The organism is Actinomadura atramentaria DSM 43919 (assembly GCF_000381885.1).
Classification (GTDB): Bacteria; Actinomycetota; Actinomycetes; order Streptosporangiales; family Streptosporangiaceae; genus Spirillospora; species Spirillospora atramentaria.
On sequence record NZ_KB907214.1, the window covers coordinates 385,929 to 403,986 of the forward strand.

Annotated in this window: 12 protein-coding genes and 1 pseudogene; 6 read left to right on the plus strand and 7 right to left on the minus strand. The window is 74.9% G+C overall.

From position 1 onward, the window contains the following. Positions 1-2: 2 nt before the first annotated feature. The gene (locus G339_RS41005; protein ID WP_084693314.1) at positions 3-2,822 is read right to left on the minus strand and encodes an MFS transporter; all 2,820 of its coding nucleotides are present in this window, start codon (positions 2,820-2,822) and stop codon (positions 3-5) included. Positions 2,823-2,908: 86 nt separating this feature from the next. Between G339_RS41005 and G339_RS0119290 the strand changes: the two genes are divergently transcribed. From G339_RS0119290 to G339_RS0119305, 4 genes and pseudogenes are all read left to right on the plus strand, one after another. Continuing rightward, entirely contained in the window at positions 2,909-3,538 is a 630-nt protein-coding gene (locus G339_RS0119290; protein ID WP_240489854.1) for a TetR/AcrR family transcriptional regulator, read from the plus strand. 13 nt (positions 3,539-3,551) lie between these two features. Further along, positions 3,552-3,884 (plus strand): annotated as a pseudogene (locus tag G339_RS39930) (TetR family transcriptional regulator C-terminal domain-containing protein); the annotation flags it as partial. A 58-nt stretch (positions 3,885-3,942) separates the two neighbouring features. Continuing rightward, positions 3,943-6,402, plus strand: a complete 2,460-nt coding sequence (locus G339_RS34445) for an alpha/beta fold hydrolase (protein ID WP_019632715.1) — start codon at positions 3,943-3,945, stop codon at positions 6,400-6,402. Further along, on the plus strand, positions 6,399-7,247 hold the full coding sequence (locus G339_RS0119305) for an ABC transporter permease (protein ID WP_019632716.1): 849 nt from the start codon (positions 6,399-6,401) through the stop codon (positions 7,245-7,247). Before G339_RS34445 ends, G339_RS0119305 begins: the two co-directional genes overlap by 4 nt. A 77-nt stretch (positions 7,248-7,324) precedes the next feature. On the opposite strand, the gene G339_RS38990 is transcribed toward G339_RS0119305, so the two are convergent. The 3 genes from G339_RS38990 to G339_RS0119315 all read right to left on the minus strand — a co-directional run bounded on the left by G339_RS38990 (position 7,325) and on the right by G339_RS0119315 (position 9,442). Further along, positions 7,325-7,516 (minus strand): hypothetical protein, encoded by a 192-nt coding sequence (locus G339_RS38990; protein WP_157407872.1) that lies wholly within the window; start codon positions 7,514-7,516, stop codon positions 7,325-7,327. Positions 7,517-7,704: 188 nt separating this feature from the next. Then, positions 7,705-8,625, minus strand: coding sequence for a hypothetical protein (locus G339_RS0119310; protein WP_157407874.1), 921 nt, complete (start codon positions 8,623-8,625; stop codon positions 7,705-7,707). A 25-nt stretch (positions 8,626-8,650) separates the two neighbouring features. After that, a complete protein-coding gene (locus G339_RS0119315) occupies positions 8,651-9,442 on the minus strand; it encodes a patatin-like phospholipase family protein (RefSeq protein WP_019632718.1) in 792 nt (263 codons plus the stop codon). A 179-nt stretch (positions 9,443-9,621) separates the two neighbouring features. Between G339_RS0119315 and G339_RS34450 the strand changes: the two genes are divergently transcribed. Together G339_RS34450 and G339_RS36920 are read left to right on the plus strand one after the other, a co-directional pair. Further along, positions 9,622-10,887: an MFS transporter gene (locus G339_RS34450; protein WP_019632719.1), complete on the plus strand. Its 1,266-nt coding sequence runs from the start codon at positions 9,622-9,624 to the stop codon at positions 10,885-10,887. A 222-nt stretch (positions 10,888-11,109) separates the two neighbouring features. Beyond that, a complete protein-coding gene (locus tag G339_RS36920; protein WP_019632720.1) occupies positions 11,110-12,711 on the plus strand; it encodes an SAM-dependent methyltransferase in 1,602 nt (533 codons plus the stop codon). Positions 12,712-12,875: 164 nt separating this feature from the next. Here the strand turns inward: G339_RS36920 and G339_RS34460 are convergent, their stop codons facing one another. From G339_RS34460 to G339_RS0119340, 3 genes are all read right to left on the minus strand, one after another. Beyond that, positions 12,876-15,257, minus strand: a complete 2,382-nt coding sequence (locus G339_RS34460) for a sensor histidine kinase (RefSeq protein ID WP_019632721.1) — start codon at positions 15,255-15,257, stop codon at positions 12,876-12,878. Positions 15,258-15,437: 180 nt separating this feature from the next. Continuing rightward, positions 15,438-16,313, minus strand: a complete 876-nt coding sequence (locus G339_RS34465; protein WP_019632722.1) for an isoprenoid biosynthesis enzyme family protein — start codon at positions 16,311-16,313, stop codon at positions 15,438-15,440. A gap of 27 nt (positions 16,314-16,340) precedes the next feature. After that, on the minus strand, positions 16,341-17,693 hold the full coding sequence (locus tag G339_RS0119340) for a cytochrome P450 (RefSeq protein ID WP_019632723.1): 1,353 nt from the start codon (positions 17,691-17,693) through the stop codon (positions 16,341-16,343). Positions 17,694-18,058: the final 365 nt, after the last annotated feature.

Below are 18,058 nucleotides of genomic sequence, written 5' to 3' on the forward strand. Positions count from 1 at the left end.
CCTCAGTCCTCGGGGTGGCCGAGCTCGAAGTCGTGCGCGCCGTCGCCGTCGAGCCGGAGCTCGCTCGCCACCGGCGGGTAGCCGGACGCGATGACCGTGTACCGGCCGTCGAGCAGGTCGGGGAACGCGTACTCGCCGTCCGGGCCGGTCACGGTGCGGCCGATGACGTTGCCCGCGCCGTCCAGCAGCGTGACGCCCGCGTCGCGGAGCGGCGCGCCCGACCGGTCGCGGACGGTGCCGCGCAGGTGGAGCCCGGCGGGCAGGTCCACGTCGCGCCGGGTCCGGCCGCTGCCCGCGACCTCGACGGGGAGCGCGACGGGCCGGTGCCCGTCCGCGCTGACCGCGAGCGTGTAGGCGCCCGCGGCGAGGTCGGTGAGCGCGTACGCGCCGTCCGCGCCGCTGCGGGCCGTCCCGACGACCTCGCCGCGCACGTCGGTGACGACGACGGCGGCGTCCGCGACGGGCTCGCCGCCGGTGCCCCGGACCGTCCCGGCGAGGCCGCCGCCGCCCGTGAGCAGCAGGTCGAACTCGACGGGCCGGTCCCCGACGACGAGCGTCGCGGCCTGCGGCTCGTGCCCGGCCGTCGAGGCGATCAGCACGTAGCTGCCGGGGCCGGGCGTGGGCAGCGAATAGCCGCCGTCCGGGCCGGTGACGGCGCGGCCGAGCTGCCGCCCGCCGACGTCGATGAGGGTGAGCGCGGCGGCGGCGACGGGCGCGCCGTCCGCGCCGCGCACGACGCCGCCGATCGGCGCGCCGTCCGGCCCGGCCGACCCGGGCTCCGCGACAGCCTGCGCGCTCGGCGCGAACCGCGCGGCCGACGCGACGCGCGCGCCCTGCGCCGGTGCGCCGGGCGCGGCCTGCGCGGCTGATCCACTCTGCCCAGGCGAGGTGGTCTGCGCGGCTGATCCACTTTGCGCGGGCGAGGTGGTGTGCGCGGTCTGCGCGGGCGCCGCGAACTGCGCGGTCGGCATGGGTGACGCGGTCGGCGCGGGCTGAGTCGTCTGCGCGGACGCCCCGGCCGGCGCGGGCGCCCCGGTCTGCGCGGCTGACGCGGCTGACCCGGCTGACGCGGGTGACCCAGTCGGCGCGGGCGGCGCGGGTGACTCGGCCGGCGTGGGTGACGCGGACTGCGCGCTCAGGGCGGCTGACGTGGACTGCGCGGCGGTTGCTGTCTGGGGTGCCGTCGCGGTCGGGGCGGTGAGGGCGTCCGGTGTCCCCGTGGGCGCGAGACTCGCCGCGTGGCGGGGGCTGGGGGCGGCCTCGGCCGCGCGCTGGGCGGCGCCGCGCAACGGCAGTTCCTTCAGGCACAGCACCGCGACGAACCCGATGACCGCGACCGGCACCCCGACGATGAACACGCTCTCCAGCGCCTTGGTGAACGAGCTGAGCACCAGCGACTGGAACGGCTCGGTCAGCCGGTGGATCGCGTCCGGCGACCCGAGGTTGCCGCTGCCCGGCGGCGGCGCGATGTGCAGCCGGTGCAGCCCGTCCGCCAGCTCGTCCTTGAGCCGGTTGTTGAGGATCGCGCCGAACGCGGCGACGCCCATCGACCCGCCGAGGTTGCGGAAGAAGGAGACGCCGGACGTCGTCGCGGCGAGGTCCTTCATGTCGGCGGCGTTCTGCGCGGCGAGGATGAGGATCTGGAGGGTGAGGCCGAGCCCCGCGCCGAGGACGGCGACGTCGATCCCGATGACGACCTTGCTGGAGTCGACGTGCAGCCGCGACAGCAGGAACATCGCCGACCCGACCAGCAGCAGCCCGGCGACGGGGAACGCCTTCCACCGGCCGAGCCGCGTGACGATCTGCCCGGACGTGGTGGAGGTGACGAACATCGCGACGACCATCGGGATCGTCATCAGCCCCGATCCGGTCGGGCTCAGCCCCTTGACGATCTGGAGGTACTGCGGCAGGTAGATCATGCCGCCGAACATCGCGATCCCGACGCACAGCGACGCGACCGACGCGAGGACGAACGTCCGGTTGCGGAACAGCCGCGGCGGGATGATCGGGTCGCCCGCGAGCCGCTCGGCGAACACCGCGAGGACCAGGAGCACGACCGTGCCCGCGCCGAGCCCGTACGTCCACGCGGAGTTCCACGCGAACTCCTGGCCGCCGAGCGACAGCAGGAGCATGAGGACGGCGGCGGCGCCGGTGATGGTGAGCGCGCCGAACACGTCGAGGCGGGTGTCGCGGCGGACCTTCGGCAGCTTCAGCACGCGCTGGATGACGAGGAACGCGACGACGGCGAGCGGCACGCAGACGTAGAAGCACCAGCGCCAGCCGAGCCCGTCCGCGTCCACGATGAACCCGCCGAGCAGCGGCCCGGCGACGGTCGAGACGCCGAAGACCGCGCCCATGTACCCGGCGTACCGGCCGCGCTGGCGGGGCGGGACGACGTCGCCGAGGATGACCTGGGCGAGCGCGGACAGGCCGCCGACGCCGAGGCCCTGGAGGGCGCGCGCGCCGATCAGCTCGCCGATGTTCTGGGAGAGGCCCGCGCAGACGGACGCGGCGACGAAGAGGACGAGCGCCGTCTGGAACGTCAGCTTGCGCCCGAAGATGTCCGACAGCTTGCCCCAGAGCGGCGTCGAGGCCGTCATGGTGAGCAGCGACGCGCTCGCCACCCAGGAGAGCTGGTCCTGCCCGCCGAGGTCTCCGACGATGGTCGGCAGGGCCGTGCCGACCACGGACGTGGAGATCATCGCGGTGAGCATCGCCATCATGAGCCCGGAGAGGATCTCCAGGATCTGGCGGTGCGTGTATGTGGGCGGTGTTTCCGCCCGTCCTGTCGGACTCTGCGTCCCCGTGTCCGCCTGAGCCACCCTGCCCCCAGTAGCTTAATTACCTGTGTTCTGCATATATGTTAGGTAGCCGGGTGATTACTTGCAACTCGGGGGATAATCGGAGCGTGACCGGAGCGCCCGTGGACGACCGCACCGCCCCGAGCCGTCCGACTTCGACGCAAATGCGGGGCGACCAGCGCGAACGCGACCGGCCCCGGCGCGACCGAGCGGCCACCCGCCGCCGCATCCTGGACGCGGCGCGCGACCTCTTCGGAACCCAGGGTTATGACACTGTCACCGTGCGGATGATCGGGGCGGCGGCGGACGCGAACCCCGCGCTCGTCCACCGCTACTTCGGCTCCAAGGCGGAGCTGTTCGCCGAGGTCCTGGCGGGCGAGTCGCGGCTGGCGCAGGTCGTCGCCGGGGACCGGGCGGGCCTGCCGCGCCGCCTCGCGGAGCACTTCGTGCGGCAGGCGCGCGGCGGCCCGCTGTCCCCGCTCCCCCGCATCGTGGACCGCTCGGCCGGTGATCCGGCGCTGCGGCAAGTCCTGCGCGAGCATGTGGAGAACGTGCTCGTCGGGCCGCTCGCCGCGCAGCTCGGCGGGCCGGACGCCCGCGCCCGCGCGACGCTCGCCGCCGCGCTCGTGATGGGCGGCGGGCCGCTGCGCCGCCTGCTCGACACCGCGCCGCTGCACGACGACCCGGACGGCGCGACGCGCCGCCTCACGGCGATGTTCGCCGCCGCCCTCGCCTGAGTCAGCGGTCCGCGACGCGCTGCTCGAACACCGCCGGGCCTGGCTGGACCTGCTGACGGGCGAGCTACGGCGCTCGGTGGACGCCGGGGAGATCGCGCTGGTCGACCCTGATCTGGCGGCGTTCCAGATCGACGCGGTGCTCGTCGCGGCGAACACCGCGCTGCGCCTCGACGGAACCGCGATCGGCAAGGTCCGCCGCGTGGTCGAAATCTTCCTGTGCCTCCCTGACGCCCCGCCGCGACAGGAGACGTCCCCACGAACACCCGCGCCGGGCGATCCGCACGGGCGGCGCTCCCCGGGAAGCCGTCCGAGTCGCCCCGGCGGGCGCGTACGCCCGGGGGCGTAGGCGGGGTCGCGACTCGCGGCGGAGGGGCGCCGGGGCGCAGCGGCCTAGTCTGCTGGGCATGCGGATCGGCGAATGGCGGCGGTGGCTCGCGGGCGGGGCGGTCGTCGCGGTGCTCGCAACCGGCGGGGCCGTCTGGGGATTGTCGGACGGCGGCCCGCCCGTCCGCAGCGTCGAGCAGCGCGTCGCCGTCGTGGACGGCCCGCACGACGACCAGCACGTCGTCCTCGACACGACGTTCACGGCACCGCGCCGCCCCGGCCGCTTCCCGGCCGTCCTGCTCGGCCACGGCTTCGGCGGCACCAAGGCGGACGTGCGCGGCGAGGCCGAACGGCTCGCCCGCGACGGATACGCCGTCCTGACGTGGTCGGCGCGCGGCTTCGGCCGCTCCACCGGTGAGATCGCGCTGGACTCCCCCGACTACGAGGTGAAGGACGTCCGCCAGTTGATCGACTGGCTCGCGCGGCGGCCGGACGTCCGCCTCGACCGCCCCGGCGACCCGCGCGTCGGCATGACCGGCGAGTCCTACGGCGGCGCCATCGCCCTACTGACCGCCGCGTTCGACCCGCGCGTGGACGCCGTCGCGCCCCGAATCACCTGGAACAGCCTCGCCGACGCGCTGTTCCCGGACGCGGCGGCGGGCGGCGACGCGTCGTCGGGCGTCTTCAAGAAGCTGTGGGCAGGGCTGTTCTTCTCCAGCGGCGCGGGCCGGAGCGCGTGCGGGCGGTTCCTGCCGGCGCTGTGCGAGCAGTACCAGAAGGCGGCGGAGGCGGGCCGCCCCGACGCGGAGGTCGTCGCGACGCTGCGCCGCTCCAGCCCGGCGTCGTACCCCGGCCGGATCAAGGTTCCGGCGCTGCTCGTCCAAGGGCAGACCGACTCGCTGTTCCCGCTCGACCAGGCCGACGCGAACGCCCGGCTGATCGCCGCGACCGGCGCGCCGGTGTCGGTGGCCTGGTACCAGGGCGGGCACGACGGCGGCGACCCGGAGACCGGGCGGGTGGACGAACTCGTCCGGGAGTTCTTCGACCAGCGGCTGCGCGGCGACGGCGGCGGCCCGGCGCGCTTCACGGTGACGCGCGCGGGCGGCATCGACTCCGCCACCCAGAAGACGGTCGTCACGGCCGCGACCGCGCCCGGCTACCCCGGCACGGCGAACCGGCCGCGCGCGCTCGCGCTGACCGGCCCCGTCCAGCCCGTCCACCGCCCGGCGGGCGGCGAGCCCGCGTCGATCTCCGCGCTGCCGGGCCTCGGCGCGCTCGGGAGCCTGGACGCGCTGGGCGGGTCCGCGCTCGCCGGGGCGGTGGACGTGCCCGGGCAGTCCGCCGTGTTCGACACCGCGCCGCTCGCGGAACCCGTCCGGCTCACCGGCGCGGCGACCGTCCGGCTGCGGGTCGCCGGGCCGGGCGACGTGCCGCTGTTCGCGAAGCTGTACGACGTCCCGCCGTCCGGCCCGGCGGCGCCCGCGCGGCGGCTGGCCGCGCCGTTCAGCGTCGCGCGCGCCGGCGCGGGCCGGGACGTCACGGTCACGCTGCCCGCGATGGACCGCCTCTTCGACCGGGGCCACCGGTTGCGCGTCGTCGTCTCCACGACGGACATGGGGTTCGCGACGCCGCCCGCGCCCGGGACGTACCGGATCGCCGCCGCCGGGCCGCTGACCGTCCCGACCGTGCCCGCGCTGCGCGCGCCCGCGCCCGGCGTGCCCGCGTGGGTGTGGGCGCTGCCCGCCGCGGCCGTGCTCGTCGCGGCGGCGCTGCTGGCGACGGGCCGCGTCCGGCGCCGCGACTCGTTCGACCCGGAGCTGGCGGACGTCCCCCTGGAGATCACCGGGCTGACGAAGGCGTACCGCGACGGGCACCTCGCCGTCGCGGATCTGTCGTTCCGCGTCGAACGCGGCCAGGTGCTCGGCCTGCTCGGCCCGAACGGCGCCGGGAAAACGACGAGCCTGCGGATGACGATGGGCCTGATCAGGCCGGACGCCGGGGAGGTCCGCATCTTCGGGCACCGCGTCGCGCCCGGCGCGCCCGTCCTGTCGCGGCTCGGCTCGTTCGTGGAGGGCCCCGGGTTCCTGCCGCACCTGTCCGGGCGCGACAACCTCGACCTGTACTGGCGCGCGACCGGCCGGCCCGCCGACGACGCGCACCTGGAGGAGGCGCTGGCCGTCGCCGGCCTCGGCCCCGCGCTCGACCGGCCCGTCCGCGCCTACTCGCAGGGGATGCGGCAGCGGCTCGCCATCGCGCAGGCGATGCTCGGGCTGCCGGACCTGCTCGTCCTGGACGAGCCCGCGAACGGGCTCGACCCGCCGCAGATCCGCGAGATGCGCGACGTCCTGCGCCGGTACGCGGCGACGGGCCGCACGGTCATCGTGTCGAGCCACCTGCTGTCGGAGGTCGAGCAGACCTGCACGCACGCCGTGGTCATGGCGGGCGGACGGCGCGTCGCCGCCGGGCCGGTCGCGGAGCTGACCGGCGCGGGCCGCCGCCTGGAGGACGCGTTTCTGGAGATCATCGGGGAGGCGCCGTGACGGCGGCGGGCGGGGCTCAGGGGTACGCGGCGCGGCGGACGCTGCCGCTGCGGGTGGAGGCGGTCCGGCAGTTCCGGCGGCGGCGGACGCTCGTCGCGTTCGGCATCCTGCTCGTCCTGCCGTGGGTGCTCGTGCTGGCGTTCCAGCTCGGCGGCGACCCCGGCCGCGACGGCGAGCCCGGCCTCGTGACCGTCGCGACGTCGAGCGCGCTCAACTTCGCGCTGTTCGCGCTGTTCGTCTCGGCGGGGTTCCTGCTGGTCGTGGCGGTGGCGCTGTTCTGCGGGGACACGGTCGCGAGCGAGGCGGGCTGGTCGTCGCTGCGCTACCTGCTCGCCGCGCCCGTGCCGCGCGGGCGGCTGCTGGCGAACAAGCTCGCCGTCGCGCTCGCGTACGCGGCGGCGGCCGTCGTGGCGCTGCCCGCGATGTCGCTCGTCGCGGGGACGGCCGCGTTCGGCTGGGGGCCGGTCGCGCTGCCGACCGGCGGTTCCGTCCCGGCCGGGGACGCGCTCGGCCGCATGGCGCTCGTCGTCGCGTACGCGCTGGTGAGCGAACTCGTCGTCGCGGCGCTGGCGTTCCTGCTCTCGGTCACGACCGACTCGCCGCTCGGCGCGGTGGGCGGCGCGGTCGGCCTGGTGATCGTCAGCAACATCCTCGACGCGGTCACGGCCCTCGGCGCGTGGCGCGACTTCCTGCCGACCCACTGGATGTACGCCTGGACGGACGCCCTCCAGCCCGACGTCGTCTGGACGGGCATGGCCAAGGGCGCGTCCCTGTCGGTCTCCTACGCGGTCGTCCTCCTGGCCCTGGCCTTCCGCCGCTTCCGCGTCCGCGACATCACCTCCTGACGCCGCCTGTGTGATGAACGTCACATTCGACCGGGCGGGGCGGGGTGTTGGGCGGCGTATGGCGGGTTTTGTGGGACTCAAGGGCGACCCACGGTGGCGTCACCGTTACCCAAAGCGAGCGTAACGGCCTCAAAATCGGTCGAACGCTCCGAGGTGGTCGCATAGGCTCGGCGAACCGTACGAACGTCGCGCTCCACGGGAGGAACAGAACGCGACATCGTCTCGATCGGCGGATTAACTTCCGGCACGACGGGGGAGATGATCACCATGGCACGGCAGCAGCTCATCAAGCGCCCGAAACCGCCACGTCAACCGAGCCCGATCGACCTACGGACCCCCTCGGGACGTCTCCTGCCGTACTGACGAGACCTCCGCCTCCCGCGGGACCTTGGCATCCGACCAGGGCCTCGGCCGCGCCTCCGCGCCCGGCCGAGGCCCTGTCGCGTTCCGGCCCCGGTCAGTCGCGGGGGGAGGGGTCGGTGATGTCGGCGGTCCAGTCGAGGCCGAGGGCGCGGCCGGCGGCGAGGAGGGCTTCGCGGGTGCGGCCGGCGGCGATGAGTTCGGCGTCGCCGTCGCCCGCGTCGTGCTGGAGGATCACGTCCGGGCCGCCGTGCAGCACCGCGTGGCGGCCCAGTTCGCGCCACGGCTCGAAGCCCAGTTCGGGGAAGCCCGCGCGGAGCCGCGCCAGCGCGTCCGGCGGGAGCGTGCCGACCTCCACCGACGGCCGCAGCGCGGCGGGCAGCCGCACCGCCGCGAGCGCCAGGTAGAACTCCGTCACCGAACCGGCCTGCCGCCACCACCGCGCGCCGCCGTCGCTGACGTACACGCGCGGGTCGGCGAGCGCCGCGTCCGCCGCCGCGTAGCCCCACTCGTTGCAGTACTGGTACTCGGCCATCAGGACGCAGACGCGCAGGTCCCCGTCCGGATCGGCGAACCCCGACTCCGGCGGGAACGCCTCGGACACGCCGTACCCGGACGGGTCGGGCCGCACGGTCGGCGGCCACACCGGGTTCGTCCAGTACAGCCGCGCGTCGCGGGTGAACGAGTTGAACGGCAGGTCCCACCACTCGTCCACGGCCCGGGGGATCGGGAGGGAGACGTCGACGCCCTCCAGGTCCTCCTCCTCGTCCTCGTCGAGGAGTTCGCCGCGCAGCTTCCGGACGTACAGCTCGTGCTCGGACTCGTCCTCGCGCCGCCACGACGGCGGCCCGGACGGCACGTACCCCCACTCGTCCTGGAACCGGCGCAGCAGTTCCCAGCGCGGTCCCGTGTCGGCGAGGTGCGCGGCGAAGTCGGCCTCCGCCATGAACGGCCGCTCGTCCCAGCGCGGCATCACCGACCGGAGCCTTCCGGCGAACGACCCATAGTCCACGATCATGGAGCGAGCCTAGGGTCAACGCCGCCTACAGCGCGCGGCCCTGCGCCCGGCCCGCCTCCGCGCTCGGCGTGCGGGTGTCCGGCGACAGCGGGTCGGTGCCCTGCGCGGCGACCGACGCCTCGTCGGGCGTGACGACGCGGACCTTCCCGGCGAGCGCGGCGACCTGCGCGTCCAGCGCCGGGTCGGGCAGCGGCGCGAGGATCAGGATCTCGTCGTGGCCCGCCGCGAGGTCGGCGTTCACGCTCGTCCGCACGCCGCCGTCCACGTACCGGACGCCGTTGATCGTGACCGGCGGCCAGATCCCCGGCACCGCGCAGCTCGCCGCGACCGCGTCCACCAGCCCGACGCCGGAGGCGCGGTCGAACACCACCGGCACGCCCGCGCCCGTCTCGACCGCGACGATCCGCAGGTCCCGCTCCGGCCACGCGTGGACGGGCAGCCGCCCCGCGATCACCGCGCGCCGCCGCTCCTCCGGCACCGTCTCGGCCGCCAGCGCGTACTCCGAGACGGCGCGCCGCAGGTCGGCGGGCTCGGGGTGCTCGGCGGCGAGCCCGAGGATCGTCTCCATGACCGACGCGATGGAGACGGACGGCACCAGTTCCTCGTACTGCAGCGCCGGATCGGCCTGCCGCGCGTACAGGTCCGCGAGCGGCAGCCCGCTGCCCAACTGCGCCGCGACCGCCGACCCGGCGGACGTCCCGACGATCAGGTCGGCGTCCGTCCAGTCCGTGCCCGCGTCGGCCAGCCCCGCCAGCACGCCGGTCTCCCACGCGATCCCGGCCACGCCCCCGCCGCCGAGCACCAGTGCCTTCGTCATCTCCGCGCCTCCTTGATCACCGGAACCAGCATGCCCGCCGTCTCGTCCCCGGGCGTCATGGTTCCCGCGCACCCGGTTCCACGTCGGGTGACGCTACTCCCCCGGGTTGTCCAGATTCTTCTGGAGGTTGGCGCTAAAAGCGCTTTTCGCCGAACGGCTGCGGGCTGCACAGTGACCTGGTGTCCAGACTCTTCCCGCACCGGGCTTGGCCGGTCGCGTTCGTGGCGTTCGTCGCGCTGGTGGGCGCGGCAGGGTTCCGGTCCACGCCCGGCGTCCTGATGGTCCCGCTCCAGGACGAGTTCGGCTGGTCCCGCGCGACGACGTCGCTGGCCGTCTCGGTGAACCTCGTCCTGTACGGGCTGACCGCGCCGTTCGCGGCGGCGCTCATGGACCGGTTCGGCGTCCGCCGCGTGACGGCCGCCGCGCTGCTGCTCATCGCGGCGGGCAGCGGCCTGACCGTCGGCATGTCCGCGAGCTGGCAGCTCGTCGCGTGCTGGGGCGTGCTGATCGGGCTCGGCACCGGCTCGATGGCGATGGTGTTCGCGGCGACGGTGACGGGCCGCTGGTTCGTCCGCCACCGCGGCCTGGTCATCGGCGTGCTCACGGCGGGCGGCTCGACGGGCCAGCTCGTGTTCCTGCCGGTGCTGGCCGTGCTGGTCCGCGACCACGGCTGGCGGTGGGCGTCGCTGGCGACGGCGGGCGCGGCGCTGGCCGTCGTGCCGCTGGTGGTGCTCGTCCTGCGGGACCGGCCCGCCGACGTCGGGCTGCTCCCCTACGGCGCGACCGGGCCCGTCCCCGAGCCGCCGCGCGCGCCGGGCGGCCCGGCCGGGACGGCGCTGCGCACGCTGCGCGGCTCGCTGCGGTCCCGGGCGTTCTGGCTGCTGGCGGGCAGCTTCTTCGTGTGCGGCGCGACGACGAACGGGCTCGTCGGCACGCACTTCATCCCGGCCGCGCACGACCACGGGATGCCGGAGACGACGGCGGCGAACCTGCTCGCGCTGGTCGGGATCTTCGACATCGTCGGGACGGTCGCGTCGGGCTGGCTCACCGACCGCGTGGACGCCCGCGTCCTGCTGGGCTGGTACTACGCGCTGCGCGGCCTGTCGCTGCTGGTCCTGCCGGTGCTGTTCGCGTCCACGCCGCACCCGAGCATGCTCCTGTTCATCGTGTTCTACGGCCTGGACTGGGTCGCGACGGTCCCGCCGACGATCGCGCTGGCGCGGTCGGTGTTCGGCGCGGAGCGCGGGACGATCGTGTTCGGCTGGGTCTTCGCCGCCCACCAGCTCGGTGCGGCGGTCGCGGCGGCGGTCGCGGGCGCGCTGCGGACGCGGCTCGGCTCGTACACGCTCGCCTGGTGGGGCGCGGGCGCGCTGTGCCTGGTGGCGGCGGTGATGGCGGTGTCCATCGGACGGCCCCGGACGGTTCCGGCGATCGTCGCGGATTAGGCCGTTGCGAGCATTTTTCATAACCGCCGCGCGCCCTGTTCGACAGACCGTCGAAAAGGACCGTTCCCTACGCCCGATGCGACCGCTCCCGAGTGCCTGGAACCCCTGCCCCGTAGGGCCTCCCGACGCCCCCGTGAACCGTTTCCCCCTCTTTATCTGAATTGCACCGGGAGCCGGGAATTAGGCAAAATCGAGCCGGGCGCACGAGCGAGGTGGACGGCCATGCGGATTTCCGTGCTCGGTGATCTGACGCTGCGGGACGACGACGGCCGCCCCGTGAACCTGGGCGAGCGCGGCCGCCCGCGCCGCCAGTTGCGCGCCCTGCTGTGCGTCCTGGCCGTCGAGGACCGCCCGCTCCCCGCCGCCGCGCTCCGCGCGCTGCTGTGGGACGACGACCGCGACCGCGCGTCCCTGCTCACCAACCTCGTCGCGCAGGCGCGCCGCGTCCTGCCCGCCGGACGGCTCGCCACCGAGACCGGCCCCGGCGGCGGCCGCGCGTACCGGCTGCGCCGCCTGCCCGGCGACGAGACCGACGCCGAGGAGTTCGAGCGCGCGGCGGCGCGCGCCGACACGGCCCGCGAGAAGGGCCTGCTCGCGTCCGCCGCCGTCCACTACCGGACCGCGCTCGCCCGGTGGGACGGGATCGAGCCCGGCGCGGAGCTGCGCGACCTGCCCGACACCCCCGGCACCCGCCACCGCCGCGACGCGCTGCTGGCCCGCCGCGCGCACGCCGCCGAGGCGTCGGTGGCCGTCCGCCTCGACCTCGGCCGCCACGGCCCCGGCCTGCTCGACGAGATCGAGGCGCACCTCGCCCGCGACCCGGCGAACGAGGACCTGCACCGCCACCGGCTCGTCGCGCTGTACCGGCTCGGGCGGCGCGCCGACGCACTGCGCGCCTACCGGCGGGCGGCGGCCGTCCTCGCCGCCGAGCTGGACGCGCCGCCCGGCCTCGCGCTGCGCCGCGTCCGCGACCGGATCGCCGCCGACGACCCCGGCCTGCTCCGCCCGCCGCCCGGCCCGCCGCACCCGCCGCGCCTGCTGCCCGGCCGCGAGATCGGCTACCGGGGCGTCACCGACTACCTGCTCGGCGGCAAGGACAACACCGCCCGCGAGCGCGCGTTCGTCGACCGGCTCGTCGCCGAGACGGGCACCGACGCGACCGCGCTGCCCGCCGAGAACCGCGAGTGCGTGCTGCGGATGGTCACGGCGATGGCGCGGCGCGGCGTCCGGCAGTTCCTCGACCTCGGCTCGGGGCTGCCCGACCCGGTCCGGCCGGGCGTCCACGACGCCGCGCGCCGCGCCGCCGCCGAGCCGCCGCTGGTGGTGTACGTCGACAACGACCCGGTCGTCGCCGTGACGTCCCGCGCGATGGTCGCCGGGGACGGCGTCGTGTTCCTCGAACTGGACCTGCGCGACGTCGAGGCCGTCCTGGACGCCGCGAGCCGCCGCCTGGACTTCGCCGAGCCGATCGGGCTGATCGTCGCGAACACTCTCCAGTACGTCGGCGGCCTGGACGCCGACCTCGGCACCGGCGAGGTCGTGAAGATCATGGAGGGATACGCGGGCGCGCTGCCCGCCGGGAGCCTGCTCGCGCTCACCCACATCACCGGCGAGGGCATGGACCCGCGGCTGCGGCCCGTCGTGGACTCGGTCGAACCCGCCGCGCCGCTCCCGCAGCACCTGCGCGACGCGCGGCAGATCGAGCGGCTGTTCGCCGGGCTGCCGCTGCTGCCGCCGGGCCTGGCGGACGTCGGCGCGTGGCGGCCCGAGCGCCCGCCCGTCGCGCGCTCGATGCGGATTCTCGCCGGGCTCGCCGTGAAGTGACGCGCCGGATGACGAGCCGCCGGTAGCGTCGCCGGACGGGACCGCTCCCCCGAGTGCGCGGCCGAGCGCGGCCCCGGCAGGCGCCGCCGCGCACGGTCCGGCCCCGCCGCGTCTCCTCTCCCTTGGACGCGGCGGGGCCGGACCCCTGGATCAGTGCCCCCGGATCAGTGCTCGGTGTCGCCCGTCGAGGCGGAGACCTCGTCGCGGCGCTCCTCCGACTCGGCGGCCTCCGGCTTCACCTGCGGCTGCTCGCCGGTGCCGACGCGGCTCGCGTCGGCGCGGCCCTGCCGGGTGCCGCGCTGGAACGACCCCATGATGCGCAGGACGTCCTCCGGCGAGCGCGTCTCGACGGGCTCCTCCGGCTCCTCCGCGACGACCGGCTCCTCGGTGCGCAACTGCTCGACGATGCTGGCCTGCGGCTGCCGGATCGGCAGCCCGTGCCGCGTGGTGTCGGTCTCGTCGGCGTCCTCGGCGGACCGCCGGGCGGGCGCGGGCGCCTCCGGCGGCGTCGGGTGCGGGCCGCTCTCCCGCGCGACCCGCAGCGCGGGCGGCCCGGCGGGCTCGGCCGGGCGCAGCAGCGCGAGGCTGCCGTTCTGCCGGACGGGCGCGTCCTCGGCGGCGCGGCGCGGCGCCTCCGGGACCGGTCCCGTCGCGGCGGGCGGCTCGGCCTCGAACAGGTTGTTGGGCAGCAGCACGACGGCCATGACGCCGCCGAACGCCGAGCCCTTGAGCGTCACCGTGACGCCGTGGCGGCGCGCGATCAGCCCGACCACCAGCAGGCCGAGCCGGCTGCTGGACGCCGCGTCGAACGGCGGCGGGTCGGCGATGAGCGCGTTGACCGTGTCGAACTGCTCGGGCCGCAGCCCCAGCCCCTTGTCCTCGATCATCACCGCGAGGCCGTTCGCGGTCGCCTGCGAGGTGATCTCGACGGTCGTGTCGGGCTCGGAGAAGCTCAGCGCGTTCTCGATCAGCTCCGCCAGCAGGCTCGTGACGTCCAGCGCGCGCCCGCTGAGCCAGCGGTCGTCCAGCCGGGGAACGTTGACGCGCTGGTAGTTCTCGACCTGGCCGATGGCGAGGCGGACGACGTCCACCAGCGCCATCGGGCGGCGCGTCCCGCGGTGCGCCTGCCCGCCCGACAGCAGCAGGATGTTGCCGGTGTGGCGGCGGATGCGGGTCGCGACCTCGTCGATCTTGAGGATGTCGCCGAAGACCTCCGGGTCGAGGTCGCGGCGGCGCTCGACGCGGTCGAGGACGTGGTGCTGCTGCACCGACAGCGCCTGCGTCCGCAGCGCCTGGTTCCGCAGGATCTCGCGGAAGCCGCGCCGCTGCTCGGCCTGCCCGACGGCGGCCGCGATGGCGATCTCCTGCACCCGGTTGATCTCGCGGCCGACCTGCCCGATCTCGTCGTCGCCGAACTGCAGCGGCGGCGCGGCGGACGCGACGTCGACCTTCTCACCGCGGCTCAGCCGCTCGACGACCTCGGGGAGCTGCCGCTCCGCCAGCTCCCGCGCGGCGATCTTCAGCCGCTGGATCTGCCGCAGCAGCAGCCGCGACGTCGTGACGGCGAGGACGACGGACGCGACGACCGCGACGAGACCGAGACCGGCGATGAACACCAGCCGCAGGATGACGCCGTAACCGATCGGCTGCGCGCGCTCGACGACCGCGTCACCGCCCTTGTCGACGATCCCGTCGAGCTGGGTCAGCACCGGCCGCGTCGTGTTCTCCCACTGCGTCGCGGTGACGTTCGGCTTCGTGCTGCGGTGCGACTGCTGGATGATGCGGTCCTCCAGCGCCTTCAGCTTCCCGGCCGTCGTCCCGGACGCGAACGCGTCGTAGCGCGCCTGGTCGGACGGGTGGAGCTGCGCGTACGCCGCCTCCAGCGAGTACCGGTAGACGCCGACCGCCTGCGCGAACTGCGTCGCCTCGGTCGGGCCGACGCGCCGGGCGGTGAGCATCGCCTCCGCCAGCGCGTCCTCGCGGGACAGCAGCTCGCGGGCCTGGGTGAGCGCGATCAGCGCGCGACCGTCGGATGAGATGTCCGGGTCGTCCAGTTCGGCGTTCGCCATGTTGATGAGGAACCCGGCGTCGATCGCGTCGTTGTACGGCTTCGCGGCGGCGGACGCGTCGATCGAGCCGCCGTCGATCGCGCTGCGGATGCCCGCGAGGGACTGCAGGCGCTGGCTCGTCAGCTCGATGTGCCGCTGGATCTTGGCGCCGGGCGCGTCCTTGGCGGACGTGCGCCAGTGCGCGATGGCCTGGTCCGTGCGCTCGCGCTGCTCGGCGAGGTCGGGCGGGGCGACGTTGCGGTGGCGCGCGGCGAGGTAGACCAGCGACAGGCGGCGCTCGTCCTGGAGGACGTTGATCAGCGTCTTGGTCGGACGTCCCGCCGTGGTGTCGCGCTCGGAGGTCTGCAGAAGGTTCCATCCGTCCCGGACGGTGACCCATGCGGCGAAGCCCCACAGCGCCGTCAGCGACAGCAGGACGGCCGTGATCTTCAGCCTCATGCGGATCTTGCGGGACTCGGGGGGCTTGCGGAAGCGCATCAACCAGTCCTAGCAGGTGGATCAGGGGGAGTACGGCCGCCGGCGCGGAAAGCCTCCGGCCGGGGCGCGGGGCGGCGGGGACAGATCGTCACCAAGCATCTGATTGCACGCGCAGCACCCTAGCAACGGGCGGTGCGGTATTAGGGGCGAACGCTCAGCGCGGGTTTGGATCGCTCCGAATCAGAGGGCGTCCCAGTAGTCGTTGTCGCCGCCGTAGAACGCGGTGCTGAACGCGATCTGCCGCCGCAGGTAGTCGGCTTCCCGCGCGCAGTCGGCGGGCAGTCCGGCCAGCAGGTTCTCGCACTCGGCGGTCAGGTCCGCGATGCGCTGCTTGATCCACGTCTCGTCCGCGCCGAGGAGCTGGGCGTTCAGGTCGCCCCACGTCTCGTCGCGGCCCAGCGTCGCGCGGTCGTTGAGCAGCCGCAGGATCTGCTGGACGAGCCCGCTCGCGGCGCGCAGCGTGCCGAGCCGGGCGCGGACGGCGGGGTCGCCCAGCGTCGCCCAGTGCGCGACGTTCACCCAGGTGCTGCCGAAGTTGTCGGCGTTTCCGAGGTACTGCTCCAGCGTCACCGGCGGCGTCGGCGTCCCGCGCCGGACGGACGCGGCCAGCTCGTCGTTCCAGCCCCACTCGCGGCCCATCGCGAGGACCATCGCGCGCAGCTCGTCGCGCCACGCCGCGCGCCAGGCGGCGTCGTCGGGGACGTCGGCGCGCAGCTCCGCGAGGAACGCCGCGAGGTCGTCGCCGTCCGCGGGCGCGCCGCCGTCCGCGACGTCCAGGCAGCGCCGCTCGATCCCGCGGACCTCGGCCGCGTCGGCGGCGCGCGTGTCGATCAGCCAGTCCACCGCGAAGATCCACAGCGACGTCCGGCAGGCGGGGCGCAGCTCGCGCGCCGAGCACCACGGCGCGCCCCACGCCACCGCCTTCGCCAGCTTCACCGCGAGCCCCGGCCCCATCGGCGGGTCGGGGAACAGCGCGGGATACCGTTCCATGCACGCCCGCAGATCCGCCGCGCAGGCCGCGCTCAGCTCGGCCACGGCCTCGTCGGACTCGCGCATGCGGGGGCTCCTTCTTCCGGGTCTCGGTCAGCGGCGGGGCGTCAGGACCAGCTCGACGGCCTCGCGCGGCTGCAGCGTCAGCGACAGCTTCGGCTCCACCGGCCCCGCCAGCCCGACGTCGAACCGCCGCATCATCGCCGCGACGATCAGCGCCGCCTCCTGGTGGAAGAACGCCTCGCCCAGGCACTGGTGCGCGCCGTCGCCGAACGGAAGGTACGCCAGCGGGTGCCGGTTGCGGACGTTCTCGCGGGTGAAGCGGTCCGGGTCGAAGCGCAGCGGGTCCGGCCAGAACTCCGCCAGCCGGTGCGTCAGGTACGGGGAGATCGCCAGCGTCGCGCCCGCCGGGATGCGGACGCCGTCGATCTCGTCGTCCTCGGCGGCCGTGCGCGGCACCGCCCAGCCCACCGAGTAGATCCGCAGCACCTCGCGCAGCACCGTCTGCGTGTACGCCAGCTCGCGGATGTGCTCGCGGCGCAGCGGGCCGTCGCCGACGACCTCGTCCACCTCCGCGCGGACCTTCGCGTACACGTGCGGGTTCTGGACGAGCCCGACCCAGATCCACGTCAGCGCGATGGCGCTGCTCTCGCTGCCCGCGACGAACAGCGCGACGATGTCCTCGCAGATCTGGTCGTCGGTGAGCGGGCGGCCGTCCGCACCGGTGCCCTGCATGAGCTTGGTGACGATGTCGCGGCCGTCGCGCGGGTCCTGGCGGGCCTGCGCGAGGACGGGCCGCAGGATGTCGTTGACGGTCCGCGTCGCGCGCTTGAACGGCCGGTCGCCCGGCAGCGGCACCGCGTGCGGGACGAACGGCATCGCCATCCGCCACAGCAGGCTGCTCATCGCCGTCGCGACGGCCTCGCCGAGCCGGTCGCCCTCGCCGTCGGGGATGAGGCTGCCGAAGAACACCGGGTCCACGACGCGCTGCACGACGCGGGTCATCTCGACGCCCGCGTCCACCGGCGTGCCCGCGCGGGCCGCCAGGTCGTCCACCGCCGCCGTGATCGAGGTGATCATCTGCTCGCTCATCGACTTCAGGTAGCTCGCCGAGAACGCCGTCTGCAGGATCTCCCGGCTCGCGTGCCACTGCGCGCCCTCGCCGCCGATGCCCTGGCCGGTGAGGCGGCCGAGCGCCGACCACATCGCCGCGCCGCGCGGGTAGTTCGCGGCGCGCGTCCGCAGGATGTGCTGGAGGTGGTCGGGGTGCGTGACGAGGAACGGCCGGAACGGTCCGAGGTTGAGCCGGACGAGCGCGCCGTTCGCCTGCGCGCCGAGCCCGTCGAGCAGGCCCAGCGGCCCCTCGCGGCGGACCCGCCCGACGACGCGGCGCAGCGGGACGGAGTGGAAGCGTTCGGCGGGCTCGGCTTCGACGACGGCGGTCATGACGGCTCCCTCACGAGGTCAGGTGCGGCGATTCCCCGGCCTGGTCGCGCCGGGCGCTGGTGACGTGGCTGGACGGGTCGGCGAAACAACTCGGAAGGGCGAACGGTCCGGGCGACCTCCGGCGGAAGCTCGGTAACGATCTTGGAAGAACTATTACATACGCGCCATTTCTCGCCAAGACCGGATCGTCGAACCGCGCGAAAGTGTCACGGAGTGAAGCGAACGCCGCCGCATCGACGCCCCGCCCACCTGCGGCACCGCGAAACCCACCGAACGACCGCCCGCCTAAACGTGTCCCTCACCACACTTGCCCCCGCCCCAACGCCCCCACCTCGCACAACACACCTCCACCGAACCCCTCGCCC